Source organism: Vibrio sp. L3-7 (genome assembly GCF_963898195.1).
Lineage (GTDB): Bacteria > Pseudomonadota > Gammaproteobacteria > Enterobacterales > Vibrionaceae > Vibrio > Vibrio echinoideorum.
On the sequence record NZ_CAWQUW010000009.1, the window covers coordinates 69,147 to 83,011 of the forward strand.

Genomic DNA, 13,865 nt, shown 5'->3' on the forward strand with positions numbered 1-13,865 from the left:
ATAGAGTGAAACTTAAACAATAATTAACTATTACTTAATTGTTTACTCCCTGTTGTGGTTTCAAGTGCATTCCTAAACCACTTATGTCCCGTATCATTATTTTGAGAATGATGCCAAGTCATGTAAATAGGGACAGGCTCGGCTTTAAACGGTAATTCAAAGATTTGATATTTTCCGCTACCTGCGACTTTGTTGGCTAATGAACGAGCATTAACACAAAGCCAGTCAGTACTTTGAGCCAAGACTAGTCCTGTTAGCCCTGATCCTGTTGTATAGGCGATCTTTCGAGTTGGTAGGCGTTCACAAGCAACAGAATTGAGCGTGTAGTTATCCATCCTTTGAGTCTGCCACAAAATATGATGTTCAAAGAAGAATTGCTCAACGGAAATACTGCCTTGAATACGTGGGTGATCGATACTCAGTGCCACCACAAGATCTTCTTGAAACAGTTTTAGATTATGGTATCCGTGTTCTTCTAATGGCACCGTAGACAAGATGATGTCGACCTTTCTTTGCCTAAGATCAGCTTGGCGGGACTGTTCATCAATATGTTCAATATCAGCTTGTATCGTGGAGTTTGGGGCGTGCAGTTCCCGGTATTTGGTCAGGTTAGGAAATACCAAGATATCAATGTCTTTGTGACTGGATATTCGAAATGTGCGACGACTTGTTAGAGCGTTAAAGTGTTGCCGTGACTTAGCTCCGTTGATTAGCAGGCTTAGCGGCTCTTGTACTTCAGCATGAAGCTCTACTGCAAAATTGGTTGGTGAGATACCTCTACCTTCACGCACGAATAATGGATCTTTGTATTGATCTCTTAGTCGATTGAGCGATTGACTGACGGCGGGGGCAGAGATCCCTAAAGCTTCTGCTGCGACGTTAACACTACGGGCCTTCATTACAGCATCAAATGTTTTTAATAGGTTTAGATCCATGTCTTTCGATCTCTAAAAGCTAACTGTTAAGTAATACTTAGCAGTTTAATTAGTAAATCGAAAGTAAATCTTATCAAAAGTAACGATGGGATATTCGGCGACCATGACTTCGAGCAACGCGAATAGAGGCGTATAAACTCCCCGAACAATAATACTTAAACCAATACTTTAGAATAGCTCGCTCTATCTATATCAATGATCTCTACAGTCAGAGAAGCATTTGATAGTGTAAGAGATAGTAATTGTTCCAAAATGGACTTGGAGAGCATCGCTTTATCGCTTTCGTTACGCCCTGATAAAATACGCACAGAGACATGCACGAAGTCTTCTTTTAGCTCACCGGTTTGGTAATGCTGGTAGGCAAGGCTGCGTACCTTGATGTCTTCCCCTATAGGTGAAAACAACTGAGATTCCATCGCGCCGAGAAACACTTTTTGATTGAGTTGCTGACCATCAATAGTCGATGAGTGTTCGATAATACAATGCGGCAAAATGATGTCCTTTCTATGTTTAGACGACCTAAAATTAAGGCCAATGTGACTCCCTTACTGAGAATAACATTGGCCTTTAATACTAAATCGTGACGGATTTATCGGTAACAAGCTGATCAGGCAATTGATAAATCAGCCAGTAGTGTCAGCGATTACGCTTGGTTAAGTACTTCCGCTAAGCGCTTTACCGCTTCGGTTAATTCTTCTGGGTTGGCGTTGGTGAAGTTCAAGCGCAGTGCTGCTTTTGCTTCGTCTGCTTTTGGATAGAATACTGGGCTTGGTACAACCGCGACACCATTCGAAAGCAGAGTTTTAGCCAGTTCAAAGGTGTCACACTCTGGGATTTCAACCCAAATGAACATCCCACCATCTACGGCTTTTAACACGCAATCTGCAGGCAGTTGTTTCTCTAGCTCTGAAAACAGCACTTCATAACGAGACTTGTACAGGGTGCGAATGTTTTCCATATGCACGCCAAAGTCTTCATGTTTTAGAAGACCAACCAGCAGTGCTTGCATTGGTACACTTGAGTGTAAGTCGGCGCCTTGTTTAACTTTGATTAGCGGCTCTAGGTAGCTGCGTTTACCTGTTACCGCACCAATACGTAAACCTGGCGATGCAATCTTAGAGAATGAACGAAGCACGATAGAGTTATCAGGGCAAAAAGAAGAAACCATTGGCAGCTCAGTACCTGTGAAGCGCAATTCGCGGTATGGCGCATCTTCAATGAATACCACGTCGTATTTGATACACAGTTCAGCCACTTTTTGACGAGTTTCTGTTGCCCAGCACACGCCGGTTGGGTTGTGGAAATCTGGCACGGCATAGAACATTTTTGGCGCTTGCTCGGCAAAACACGTCTCTAGCTCGTCTAGGTTAGGGCCAAATTCTGTTTGAGACACAGTTGCAATGTTTGCTTGAACTAAGCCAAACACTTGCATCGCACCCAAGTAGCTTGGCGCTTCCATCACAACCACATCACCCGGATCAACATAAGCACGCGCAATCAAATCCAAACCTTGCTGAGACCCTGTGCAGATCATTGCTGTGTGGGATTCTGGCAATTGGTAGCTTTGTGTTAAGTGTTCAAGCAAAGGGCCATAGCCAGCAGTTGAACCGTATTGGAAAACTTCCGGCATGTTCGCTAGGTTTTCTAACGTTGGCTTCATTAAATCGATAGGGAATGTTTTCTCGTCAGGTAATCCACCGGCCAATGAAATGACATTTGGATCGCTTGCGGCCGCGAGAATTTCTCGAATGTAAGAAGACTGAATCTGTTGCAGTGATTGTGCGATTTCCATGTGTTGTGTCTCGTCATTTTCGTTTTTATTTTATGGTTTGATATTACACGGCAATTGTAAAAACTGGCGTGTCCGTTTATGCTCTTAAACATGTCCATTTATGCTATTTGAACGATGTCACGACAACACATATCCCGAATCAATGATGTTCTGTTCCATATTCACCAAGACATCAGCCAACCTTTGTCGGCAAAAGCGCTCTCTGAAATTGCCGCTTATTCAGAACAACACTTTCATCGCACATTCAAAAGTGTGGTTGGGGAGTCATTGCATCAGTACATTCGACGTACTCGAATGGAGTATGCGGCGAATCAATTGATGTTTGATACCACGTCGTCAGTGGTAGAAATTGCGAGCAAATGTGGCTTTCACTCGGTGTCTTCGTTCAGCCGAGCATTTAAAGCGACCTTTAATATGTCGCCGGGAGAGTGGAGAAAACATGATCTGCAGATCGCAGAAAAACCGTATCTGAAAGATCCCGAAGTCGCAGCGGGTTATCAAAAAGTCGCGCAACAGACATTGCCGGAACCCAAAATTGTAGAGGTGTCAGATCGCATGGCGGCCTATGTCCGACATACTGGATATAACCGCTCTATTCGCAATGCATGGCTGATATTGAAAGCGTGGGCGAATTCTGAACAGCGTGATTTTTCGAGTCAGTTTGGCTTGCATCATTCCAACCCCGCTTGGGTCGAAATGGATCAGTGCCGCTATGTGGCGTGTATCGCGATTGATGAGCCAATTAAGTATCGCAGCGTGGTGAATCAGATGGTGATTCCTGGTGGGTTGCATGCTGTTTTCCGACTCAATGGTCGTTATGGTGAGCTGCTACCACAGATCAGTATGGTGTTAGAGAAGTGGTTGCCAACGTCAGGTTTTAAGCAGCGTTCGACGCCCGCTTATGTTCATTATCATCAGAATCACTTTCTCAACAGTGATGAAGTGTTTGAATTAGATTTCTATCTACCCGTGAGTTTTTACTGAGTCTCTATTAGCCCAACCAATGAGTTGAGTCTGTCATACGTATTGTTGTGTATTGTTGTGTTTTGTTGAGTGTGGTTTTGCTTATTTGTTGTGGTGAATATGCTTGCTAAATGACTGCATGTTCTCTTATGTTGGTCATGAAATGTATCTCAGTTTTGTTGATAGTTTACTCTAAGTAAATGATGACAACGTACGGATTAAACGATAGCATTCTTTTCTAATTGCAAATAGTTCTTAATATCACTCGCTAGCCAATATGACCATTACCCACAAAGATTATCTGAAAATCGCTTTCCCCTTCATCATAGCAACGGTGACGCAGCCTCTGCTTGGCGCCGTCGACACGGCTGTTATCGGGCAACTTGGTATTGCTGAACTGATTGGTGGTGTGGCGATCGGCACCATCATCATGAATACCATCTATTGGTTGTTTGGTTTTTTCCGTGTCAGTACGACAGGGCAAAGTGCGATGGCACTGGGTAAGGGCAATCGTTCTGATCTCGCGGGCAGCTTGATGCGTCCTTTTGTGCTTTCTGGTTTGGTCGGTTTGATTTTTATCTTGATACAACCGTTCATCTGGCAAGGCGCAATGTGGGTGATAGAGCCTGAAGCGAATGTGGCCGAGCACGCGCATATCTACTTCAGGATTTTGATTTATGGTGCGCCTTTTGTACTGCTCAATTATACCATTATTGGCTGGTTGATGGGGCAGGCGAAAGCCAAAGAAGTCCTTTACACACAAGTGTTTGGTAACGTGTTAAACATTGTCTTAGATGCGGTGTTCGTACTCTATTTCGACTTAGGTGTTGCGGGCGTGGCATACGCAAGTTTGATTGCACAAATCACTACCTTTGTGATTGGCATGACGCTGGTGATGAAGACTAGCAATATTTCGGTATCTGAGTTCCTGCAAGGCTCGAAGATGACCAAGAAAGACCTTTCGACAATCATCTCATCGAATACTGACCTGCTGTTACGCACGATATGTATCTTAGTGTTCTTCAACATGATGGCGCGTACTGGTTCTAAACTGGGTACTGATGTTCTGGCTGCTAACGCGATTCTGATGCAGGTGACCTTTATTGTTAGTTACATGTTTGATGGCATTGCTAACGCATCAAGTGTGTTTGCTGGCAAAGCGGTCGGCCAGAAAAATCCTTCAATGCTTGACCGTGTGTTAAGGCTCAACTTCCAGTGGACGGCCGGTTTTATTGCTGCGCTAACGTTGTTGACCTTGGTATTTAAAGACATGATTGTTTTCTTGTTTACCGATATTCCAGCGCTGGTTGCCTTGTATCAAGAGATGGCTCCGTGGCTGATTGTGTTCCCGCTGGTGGCAGGCTTTGGTTTAACGGTTTACGGCATCTTTACTGGAACAGGAACCACACGTCCGGTTAGGGACTCTAGCATCGCTACTTTAATGGTCTTCTTAGCGGTACAGGCGTTCACAATCGATATTTGGGGCAATCATGGTCTGTGGTTGGCGTTTACCTTGTTCTATCTTGGGCGTATTGCATTCCTATATCCGTTCATTTCTCAGATTAAACAGAAGTGCCTTCCAATAGAAGATGCATCGGTGGCTAATCACTAGCGAACTCGTATTGATTCATTATGAAAGCGCCTGACTATCGTTATACGATAAATTTAGAGGGCGCTTTTTTGTATCTAATGACTAATGAAAACCGGTCAATTAAATAGCAAATAAAATGCAATACGGTTCAATGTTCTCTTTTCATCATGTCAGCTAAATGATAGAGTTGTTATGTTATAACATCCACCAATGAGTACCTGTGTGAACGCCCCACTTTTGTCTGTTGATCAGCTAACGATCAAAACGTCTTCGAGAACACTTTTCCAAGATATCCATTTTGATGTATATCGAGGTGAGCTGTTGGCGGTCATGGGGCCATCAGGTATTGGTAAGTCGATGCTTTCGCGCGCGATTGCGGGGTTTCTGCCAGAAACCGTTGAGGTTGAAGGCTATATTTCTCTTTCTGGCGATGCCGTGTGTGGTTTACCTATATTGCAAAGAACTGCAGTACAACGACCTGCGGTTATCTTCCAAGATGCACTTCAAGCGTTAAACCCTCTTGTTTCAATTGAAGGCCAACTCAGCCTAGCATTGGCGGGGACTCGCACTAAGCTTAAATCACAAGACAAAACCAAACTCACCGAATTATTGGTTCAACTTGGTTTCCCTAATCCTGAAACCATCTTGCCGTTATACCCGAGCCAAATTTCTGGAGGGCAACGCCAACGGATTTGTATTGCGATTGGCTTGCTGAGTAACGCCGATCTTATCATCGCCGATGAGCCCACCAGCGCGTTAGACCCGGTGACAGAGCAAGAGATACTTACGCTGATTCGCGACAATGTTAAGCAGCGCCAAATCGGTGGCTTGTTGATTACTCATGATCTGCACAGTGCGTTAGCGTGCGACAAGTTATTAGTTATCGATGATGGTGGTGTGGTGGCTTATGGCGAGCCAAAACACGCACTTGAGTCGAGCTCTCACGCTTTCTGCTGTTCATTGAGAGACCTCATCGCATGAGCTCGACCTTATCATTAAATTCAGAAGTCTCGCCGCTAATGCCTGTGATTGATTTAGAAACACAAACTCCGATCGAGATTAAGTTTGAGAATGTCGGTGTTCACTATTACTCAATCCCAAGTTGGTTGGGTGGCAAGGCGTTCAAAGCGCTACAGAACATCGACCTTAATGTTGAAGACAAAAGTTTAGCCATTGTCGGACGTTCTGGTGCCGGTAAATCAACGCTGATTGAGCTGCTATTTGGCCTTAAAGCCCCAACTGTTGGCCGAATCAGCTTATTTGGTTATTCACTGCCTATTCGTGATAGTAAAGCGCAAGCAACAGTGTGTCGCCTTATCCAATTGGTGCCACAAGAGCCGCACACAAGCCTCAACCCTTACTATACCGTTCGACAGATCTTAGCCGAGCCGCTAAGTAATTTAGATGTTTCTGGCAATCATGAAAGCATCATTGAAGAGACGCTGTCGGATGTTGGCTTACCAGTCAGTCTGCTGTCACTCAAGCCAAATCAGCTTTCTACAGGCCAAGCTCAACGTGTGGCGATTGCTCGGGCTCTTGTCGTTAGACCTGCTGTGTTGGTGGCCGATGAGCCAACCAGCAGCCTTGATCCGGTGAATCGTCAAAAATTGTTGGATTTACTTAATTCATTGAAAAATAAGCGCGACATGCGCATCGTTCTGGTGACGCACGATCTAGGCGCAGCAAAAGCGCTTTGTGAAGAAATTCTGGTTCTTGATCAGGGCGAGATGGTGGAGCATGGACCAACACCTCAAGTGATGAGTATACCTGCTCATCCTGCGACTCAGTTGTTGATTCAATCTCAGCCACTTTCAAAATCTACTTGTTAACACAACCTTATTTATTACGAAATACAGTTTATTAACGAAATACAGCTTATTAACACAACACAGCTCACAGAGAAAAATAACTATGCGTTTTAATTCAATCAAACTGGCTTGCGCGCTTGCGTTAGCTCTGCCTTTGACGGGCTGTTTTGACTCTCAACCTGAGTCGAGCGATGCCGCGGTCAAATCGGAAATTCGTGTTGCAATGATGCAGCCGCCAAGAACGGGTTTATCACCACTGTCTGATGATGCGTTCAAACTGTCGCGTTGGAGCACGGCTGAAACACTGGTTAACTTGAGCCCAACTTCCCAAGCACTGCCGATGCTGGCAACCGATTGGAAACACGTTGATCCGCTAACTTGGCAATTCACGATTCGCCAAGGTGTTAAATTCCACGATGGCTCGACATTAACGGCAAACTCTGTAGTGAATTCTCTACAAAAAGCACTTGAAGCTGCCCCTAAGCCACGCATTTTAGATGGCATAGATTTAGAAGTGAAAGCGATGGATAACTACCGAGTAGAGATCAAAACCACCTTCGATGATCCTCTTTTACCTAGCCGTTTATCAAGCCCTCAGTTAGCCATTCTTGCAGCAAGTGCATACCAAGAAGATGGCCGTGTTATCCCAACTGGCGCAGGTACTGGCCCGTTTGAACTGACCGAGATTAACGGTCAAACAAGCGCAAAACTGAAACGATTCGATGGCTATTGGGGTCAAAAAGCGCAAGTTGAATCTGTGATTGCAGAATACGTACCTAATGGGTTTGCTCGTGCTGCGGCATTAAGAACGGGCACAGCGGATATTGTAGAAGCGGTGCCTGTTTCACAAATTGCGACCATTGATCCTAACCTGCTTTACGAAGTAGCAATGCCAAGAACTAACACGCTTTATCTGAACAACAAGTCAGGCGCGTTCAGTGATATTAACCTGCGTAAGGTAGCGGCGGCAGCGGTAGATCGAGAGCAAATCGTGAATACCGTTTATGAAAATCACGCGGACATCGCGCAAGGCCTGTTAGGTCCTGCTCTTGCTTGGGCTGAGCCAATTCGACCTGAAGGTCAGGCATTAGACAAAACGCTAAAAGCGAACGGTGAAAGCATTGTTATCGGTACCTTTACTGACCGTGCAGAGCTTCCTGAGGTTGCAGCGTTACTGAAACAGCAACTTGAAGCGGCAGGTTTCAAAGTTGAGTTGGATATCCGTGAATATGCTCAGATCGAGAACGATGCGCTATCCGGCAAATTCGATGCGTTTATCCTTTCTCGTGCAACGGTTCTCGATTCGGGTGACCCCGTGGCTTACATGATGAGTGACTTTGGTTGTAAGGGTTCATTCAATCTCGGTCAATTCTGTTCTCAAGAAGTAGACCAAGCTCTGACTCATGCAGATCTACAGACATTAGGTGAACTGCGTCAGCAAGCGATCATCGAAGCTGAGCAAAAAATCCTCAACGACTTTGCTGCTATTCCACTATTGCACGAACGTGTAATTCAAGGTGAAAGTGAGCGTGTAAGCAATGTAGTTCGTGATCCAAGCGAGCGTCGCTTAGTTGACCAAACTACACAGATCAAACAAGCGACACAGGCTAACTAAATAGATGCTATCTGCTGAGACTCTGCGTCGAACCTTATTTCTCTTGACGCCTTGGGTATCAAGAATCGCTTCACTGATTGTGGTGGTGATTCTTGTTGGTTTGATGCCTGACATTGCAGGCATCGACCCAAGCCAATCCATTCTGCGAGCGAGGGCGGGGCAACAACATTTGCTTACGCCTGAAGCTTTGGCGGCGGTACGCGCTGATCTTCAGCTTGACCGTTCGGCAAGCGAGCGACTGATTGACTGGATAGGAAGTGCCTTTTCTGGTGACCTAGGTAAATCCTGGATTGATGGCTCTTCGGTTGCATTAGGCATTCAAAAAACAGCGTCTACGTCTCTGTTTTTGATGTCTAGCGCACTTGTGATGACTTTCGTACTGTGCGGTGCAGGCTTGCTTGCTACCTTGCGCAGTTGGAAGAAGGGCAAACTAGGGCAGAGTTACAGCAGTTTAAGCACGGTATTAATATCCTTGCCAGAGTACGTGGTGGCCTCGGTATTGATACTGGTGTTCTCAATCTGGTTAGGTTGGCTACCACCGTATGGCTGGCAAGGTTGGCAAGACATTTGGCTACCGAGTCTAGCGCTCGCATTACCTGCCAGTGGCTTGTTTAGTCGCCTACTCAGAGACAGTTTACAGCGCGTTTTAAATGAACCTTGGGTGATCACTTGGCTCAGTGCCAACGTTCACTCCAACCAAATTATTCGCTTTGCGCTGAAAAGAGCGCTGAGCAGCCTGATCCCACAGATCGCGATGATCGTGATCGGTTTGACTGGTGGCGCGGTCGCGGTTGAGCTTATCTTTTCGATTCCCGGTATCGGTCGCATGATCTTAGGCGCAGCCAAGGCGCAAGATTTACCGATGCTGCAAGGCGGTCTGTTGGTATTGCTGTTGTTTTCAATTGCTGTGAGCAGCATGAGCTTGTTTATCCAACAGCTGATTCTGGGCCACAGCCTGAAAAGCGGTAAGCTCATCAGCAGCCACTCTTCGTTTCGTTTTACGCAAAGCCGTACCAAGCGTGCTGTTGCCTTCTCAATATTCTCATTCCTAATTGCTATTGTGGTTTGGGCTGCATTTCGCGACCCATACACCAGTCAATTTGCTCGTTTAGCGGATCCAAGTTGGCAAGCGCCATTGGGTGCGGATGGCATTGGCCGAGACCTGTTAGCGAGAATCGGTTCAGGCATGGTATCGACCTTCCAAGCCGGCATCTTGGCGACGTTTTTGAGCTTGGTGACAGGCATCATCATGGGGTTCAATACCCGCTTTAGCCAAGGCCTTATCGAGATAACTAAGGGTATCCCTTACATTATTGCAGGCTTGCTGGTTGCGGGTTTAACGGGCATGAACCCGAACAGCGCATTAATCGCGATTGTATTGGTATCTTGGGCGCCATTGGCGGCGCATTGTTCAAGCTTGATAGTGGAAGCGAAGGCTCAACCTTATACGCACCTCGCGCCTTTGTGGGGCACGAGCAAGCTCAGAATCTTCCGCTTCTATCTGCTTCCTTACGTGTTGCCACCGTTACTAAGGCACGCGATGTTGAGGCTGCCAGTGATTACATTGAGCCTGACCTCACTAAGCTTCATTGGCTTGGGAGCGAAGCCGCCTGCACCGGAGTGGGGTTTGATGATTGCAGAGAACCTGCCTTACATCGAGCGTGCACCATTGGCGGTTATGGGGCCAATTGTTGGGCTGATTTTATTAGGCGCTGCCATTAACATGATGTTTGATGATTAACAAAAAAGAACAGGTTGGTTAAGTTTTAGACGGGCTATTGGATTGAGTGTTCGATTTGCTCTTTATGTTGTAACCTTAGGCCTGCTTTGTATAAGCGCTTTTAGAGCTGCTCGAAAGTTAAACAGACCCTAGTTAAGTGTTAAGGATTCAACATGTATCTCGTTTTGTATTGCCACAATATTGGTATGACCGACTTTTCCTTTTTTGAAACAGAAGATTTTGACAAAGAAGAGGGCTATATCGTGCGAGGTAAGTGGCCGAACGAGAAAGCGTTTCGTGATTACTTAACCAAAGAGTTTGGTGACATGAGCGAATTTCAAGTGATCGACTTAATCGCCAAAGGCGCAGAAGCAGAACACTACTCGCCAGAAGAGTTGATGCGCTTAGCTTTGTAATATCTAGTTTAATAACGGTTAGCTCATCGGCATCGAGTTAAGTAGCATCTTTCGAACAAACGAATAAAGAAATGGCAGCCTGATTGGGCTGCCATTTTCGTTTTAGGTTTAAGCTAATTGCTCGACACCTCAAGTGGTCAAATTTGCGCTATTGCGCCACTTCATCCACCAAGTACAAGATTGACTGATACGGAATGCCACTGTGATGTGACAAACCGATCTCACAGGTTCGGCTGTTGCTGAATCCACGAGTGCAGTTGCTTGGTACTTGTTCTTTGAGTGGGTGTACCGCCGCTTCATTCAGCTCTGGAGTGGTAAAACCTTTATCACCTGCCCAGCCACAACATTGAATATGCTCTGGAACGATGACCTCTTCGGTACAGGCTTTAGCAAGGCTTAACATAGCGCCTTCCAAACCCATTCGACGAGAGCTACAAGTCACATGCAACATCACGGTTTCTTGCAGCGGCTCAAGTGTCAGATGTTCAAGCAAGTATTTGTTCACAAACCCTGTCGGCTCTAATACCTCTAACGGTTTGGTGAACTGTTCAATACTGCGTTTAGCACATGGGCTGGTATCCATTAATACTGGGTATTCACCTTGACGACTCGCTTGCCATAACACTTCTTCGAGTTGTTGTGCTTTAGATTGGGCTAAATCGGTCATGCCTTTGCTGTCGTAAGGCATGCCACAACATTGATCATCGAGCTTCTTCGGCAGTATTACCTCAAATCCGGCTTTGTTAAGCAAAGACATGGTCACTTCAGTAAGAGGACGTTGGTCGCCCGCATCGCTCTGTTGTCCCATGGTACGACTTGCACACGAAGGGAGGTAGACAACCTTCTTATGATTGCTTGAGGATTCTGCCGTTACGGGTGATGAGACGAGAGAATGGCTATTGGATTGCGGCATCTCAGGCATCCAAACGGGTGTCGCGCCTTTGGTCACTGAGCGCAGGCCGTTGGTGAGCTTGCCAACCGTGTTGGCGCCTAAAACTTTGCTCGCCACTTGGTTGGCTTTGAGGCCAGCCTTGGTCAGCTTGGTGGTGGTCGAGAAATGATCCGCTGTCCACTTCGCGATTGGCGTAAATTTCTCGTACTTGGCAATACGAAGTTTCTTAATCAAGTCGCCGGTGTTGATTCCCACTGGGCAACGCTCGGCACACAGGCCAGTTGCGGCGCAGGTATCGATACCTTGGTATTCAAAGGTTTTCTCTAGCTCACTTGCTTCTATCTCTTCACCTGCGGCACGGCGGCGTTGTAGCTCTCGGTACAGAACAATACGTTGGCGTGGCGATAGGGTTAAGGTACGAGACGGACAAACAGGCTCACAGAAGCCACATTCAATACAGCGGTCGATAAGGTCATCGGCAGCAGGCATTGGCTTCAAATTGGTGATGTGTGAATTCGGGTTGTCGTTGATAATCACGCCCGGGTTGAGCAGCCTTTCTGGATCAAACAGTGCTTTGATCTGTTGCATCAAGGCGTAGCCATCTTTACCCCATTCCAATTCGACATAAGGCGCCATATTACGGCCAGTGCCATGTTCTGCTTTCAGTGAGCCTTGGTATTTCACCGCGACCAGTTCGGCAACGTCATCCATGAAACCGCCGTAGCGATCGATTTCTGTTTGGCTGTCGAAGCCTTGAGTAAACACAAAGTGCAGGTTGCCTTCGAGGGCGTGACCAAAAATGATCGCTTCGCTGTACTCGTATTTATCGAACAACTCTTGCAGCTCTCGAATACCATTCGCTAGGTTTTCGACAGGGAAGGCTACGTCTTCGATGATAACGGTCGTGCCAACTTCACGTACTGCGCCAACCGCTGGGAACATGCCTTTTCGAATGCCCCACAAAGTCGCGACTGTCTTTGGATCGGAGGTGAAAGGGACCGATTCAACAATCGTGTATTCAGTCAATGCGTCCAAAATTGATTTACATTGTAAATCTAAGTCCTGCTGGGAGCTGGCGTGTGATTCCACCAAAATAGCCGCGGCTTCCAAGTCCAAACTTGGCATAAATGCAGGCATACCCGGTTTATCAGCTACTGAGCGCAGCGCTCTGCCATCCATCAATTCAACCGCAGCAACTGGCGTTTTTGATAGCGTAGTAACGGCTTTACTGGCTTGTTCGATGTCGGCAAACACCAACAGCGCCGAGGCTTTGTTCGGGTGTTCAATAACCGTGTTGTAGGTGATCTCTGCGATGAAGCCTAGCGTGCCTTCAGAGCCAATCATCAGGTGTTTGATGATCTCAATTGGGTCGTGGTAATCGACCAAGGCATTGAGCGCGTAGCCGGTGGTGTTTTTAAGGCGGTATTTGTGGCGGATTCTGTCTGCAAGTTCTTGGTTTGAAGCTGTCTGTTGATGTAATTCAACAATGCCTTCAAACAGTGCTTTGTGTGATTGCTTGAATGCCTCAACACTTGCGTTATCAGCCGTATCAAGCAGGGAGCCATCACTCAATACGATCTTCATGCTCTCGACGGTGCGATACGAGTTTTGCGCAGTACCACAACACATGCCGCTGGCGTTATTCGCCGCGATACCACCGATTTTACAAGTATTGATTGAGGCTGGATCAGGGCCGATTTTACGTTGGAAAGGAGCAAGGTATTTGTTGGCATCAGCACCAATCACACCGGGCTGAAGAATGATTTGATTGCCGTTATCGACGATCTCATGGCCACGCCAGTCGTCGGTCAGTGTGATGAGTACCGAGTCTGAAACGGCTTGCCCTGACAGGCTGGTGCCCGCGGCGCGAAAGGTAAAATGAATACCGAGTTCGCGACAGCTTTGAATGGTGAATATGACTTCGTCTAAGCTTTTCAGCCTTAGAACCATTTTCGGCACCAAGCGATAAAAACTCGCATCGGTGCCGTAAGCCAATCGCTTTGCCTCTTGAGTGACAATGCGTTCTGTTTCTATTTTTTGAGCCAGTATCGATTCAAGCTGCTGATAAGATTGTGCGTCTACTACTCGCTCATGGGATGTGTTTGTCTCCATCTTTGCTTCCTTGTGCTTCTT

At 46.4% G+C, this 13,865-nt stretch carries 11 protein-coding genes; 7 read left to right on the plus strand and 4 right to left on the minus strand.

From position 1 onward, the window contains the following. Window positions 1–23: 23 nt before the first annotated feature. The 3 genes from AACW75_RS08815 to AACW75_RS08825 form a co-directional block, all read right to left on the minus strand. The gene (locus AACW75_RS08815; RefSeq protein ID WP_102554027.1) at window positions 24–935 is read right to left on the minus strand and encodes a LysR family transcriptional regulator; all 912 of its coding nucleotides are present in this window, start codon (window positions 933–935) and stop codon (window positions 24–26) included. Between the two features lie 155 nt (window positions 936–1,090). Further along, the gene (locus tag AACW75_RS08820) at window positions 1,091–1,426 is read right to left on the minus strand and encodes a 5-carboxymethyl-2-hydroxymuconate Delta-isomerase (protein ID WP_145571379.1); all 336 of its coding nucleotides are present in this window, start codon (window positions 1,424–1,426) and stop codon (window positions 1,091–1,093) included. Window positions 1,427–1,578: 152 nt separating this feature from the next. Then, a complete protein-coding gene (locus AACW75_RS08825) occupies window positions 1,579–2,727 on the minus strand; it encodes an aminotransferase-like domain-containing protein (protein ID WP_145571381.1) in 1,149 nt (382 codons plus the stop codon). Between the two features lie 114 nt (window positions 2,728–2,841). Between AACW75_RS08825 and AACW75_RS08830 the strand changes: the two genes are divergently transcribed. The 7 genes from AACW75_RS08830 to AACW75_RS08860 all read left to right on the plus strand — a co-directional run bounded on the left by AACW75_RS08830 (window position 2,842) and on the right by AACW75_RS08860 (window position 10,840). Next, on the plus strand, window positions 2,842–3,711 hold the full coding sequence (locus AACW75_RS08830) for an AraC family transcriptional regulator (protein WP_017075327.1): 870 nt from the start codon (window positions 2,842–2,844) through the stop codon (window positions 3,709–3,711). A 256-nt stretch (window positions 3,712–3,967) separates the two neighbouring features. Next, the gene (locus tag AACW75_RS08835) at window positions 3,968–5,302 is read left to right on the plus strand and encodes an MATE family efflux transporter (RefSeq protein ID WP_145571383.1); all 1,335 of its coding nucleotides are present in this window, start codon (window positions 3,968–3,970) and stop codon (window positions 5,300–5,302) included. A gap of 201 nt (window positions 5,303–5,503) precedes the next feature. Further along, a complete protein-coding gene (locus AACW75_RS08840) occupies window positions 5,504–6,262 on the plus strand; it encodes an ATP-binding cassette domain-containing protein (RefSeq protein WP_145571385.1) in 759 nt (252 codons plus the stop codon). After that, on the plus strand, window positions 6,259–7,110 hold the full coding sequence (locus tag AACW75_RS08845; RefSeq protein WP_145571387.1) for an ABC transporter ATP-binding protein: 852 nt from the start codon (window positions 6,259–6,261) through the stop codon (window positions 7,108–7,110). Before AACW75_RS08840 ends, AACW75_RS08845 begins: the two co-directional genes overlap by 4 nt. 82 nt (window positions 7,111–7,192) lie before the next feature. Then, a complete protein-coding gene (locus tag AACW75_RS08850) occupies window positions 7,193–8,704 on the plus strand; it encodes an ABC transporter substrate-binding protein (protein ID WP_145571389.1) in 1,512 nt (503 codons plus the stop codon). A gap of 4 nt (window positions 8,705–8,708) precedes the next feature. Continuing rightward, entirely contained in the window at window positions 8,709–10,445 is a 1,737-nt protein-coding gene (locus AACW75_RS08855) for an ABC transporter permease subunit (RefSeq protein ID WP_145571391.1), read from the plus strand. A 152-nt stretch (window positions 10,446–10,597) separates the two neighbouring features. Continuing rightward, the gene (locus AACW75_RS08860) at window positions 10,598–10,840 is read left to right on the plus strand and encodes a hypothetical protein (protein ID WP_012601190.1); all 243 of its coding nucleotides are present in this window, start codon (window positions 10,598–10,600) and stop codon (window positions 10,838–10,840) included. A 148-nt stretch (window positions 10,841–10,988) separates the two neighbouring features. On the opposite strand, the gene AACW75_RS08865 is transcribed toward AACW75_RS08860, so the two are convergent. Next, window positions 10,989–13,844 (minus strand): FAD-binding and (Fe-S)-binding domain-containing protein, encoded by a 2,856-nt coding sequence (locus AACW75_RS08865; RefSeq protein ID WP_145571393.1) that lies wholly within the window; start codon window positions 13,842–13,844, stop codon window positions 10,989–10,991. Window positions 13,845–13,865: the final 21 nt, after the last annotated feature.

Excerpts from the sequence above, each read along its gene's own strand:
- AACW75_RS08825 (WP_145571381.1), bottom strand. The coding sequence starts at position 2,727 with ATGGAAATCGCACAATCACTGCAACAGATTCAGTCTTCTTACATTCGA.
- AACW75_RS08830 (WP_017075327.1), top strand. The coding sequence starts at position 2,842 with ATGTCACGACAACACATATCCCGAATCAATGATGTTCTGTTCCATATT.
- AACW75_RS08865 (WP_145571393.1), bottom strand. The coding sequence starts at position 13,844 with ATGGAGACAAACACATCCCATGAGCGAGTAGTAGACGCACAATCTTAT.
- AACW75_RS08860 (WP_012601190.1), top strand. The coding sequence starts at position 10,598 with ATGTATCTCGTTTTGTATTGCCACAATATTGGTATGACCGACTTTTCC.
- AACW75_RS08845 (WP_145571387.1), top strand. The coding sequence starts at position 6,259 with ATGAGCTCGACCTTATCATTAAATTCAGAAGTCTCGCCGCTAATGCCT.
- AACW75_RS08835 (WP_145571383.1), top strand. The coding sequence starts at position 3,968 with ATGACCATTACCCACAAAGATTATCTGAAAATCGCTTTCCCCTTCATC.
- AACW75_RS08815 (WP_102554027.1), bottom strand. The coding sequence starts at position 935 with ATGGATCTAAACCTATTAAAAACATTTGATGCTGTAATGAAGGCCCGT.
- AACW75_RS08850 (WP_145571389.1), top strand. The coding sequence starts at position 7,193 with ATGCGTTTTAATTCAATCAAACTGGCTTGCGCGCTTGCGTTAGCTCTG.
- AACW75_RS08855 (WP_145571391.1), top strand. The coding sequence starts at position 8,709 with ATGCTATCTGCTGAGACTCTGCGTCGAACCTTATTTCTCTTGACGCCT.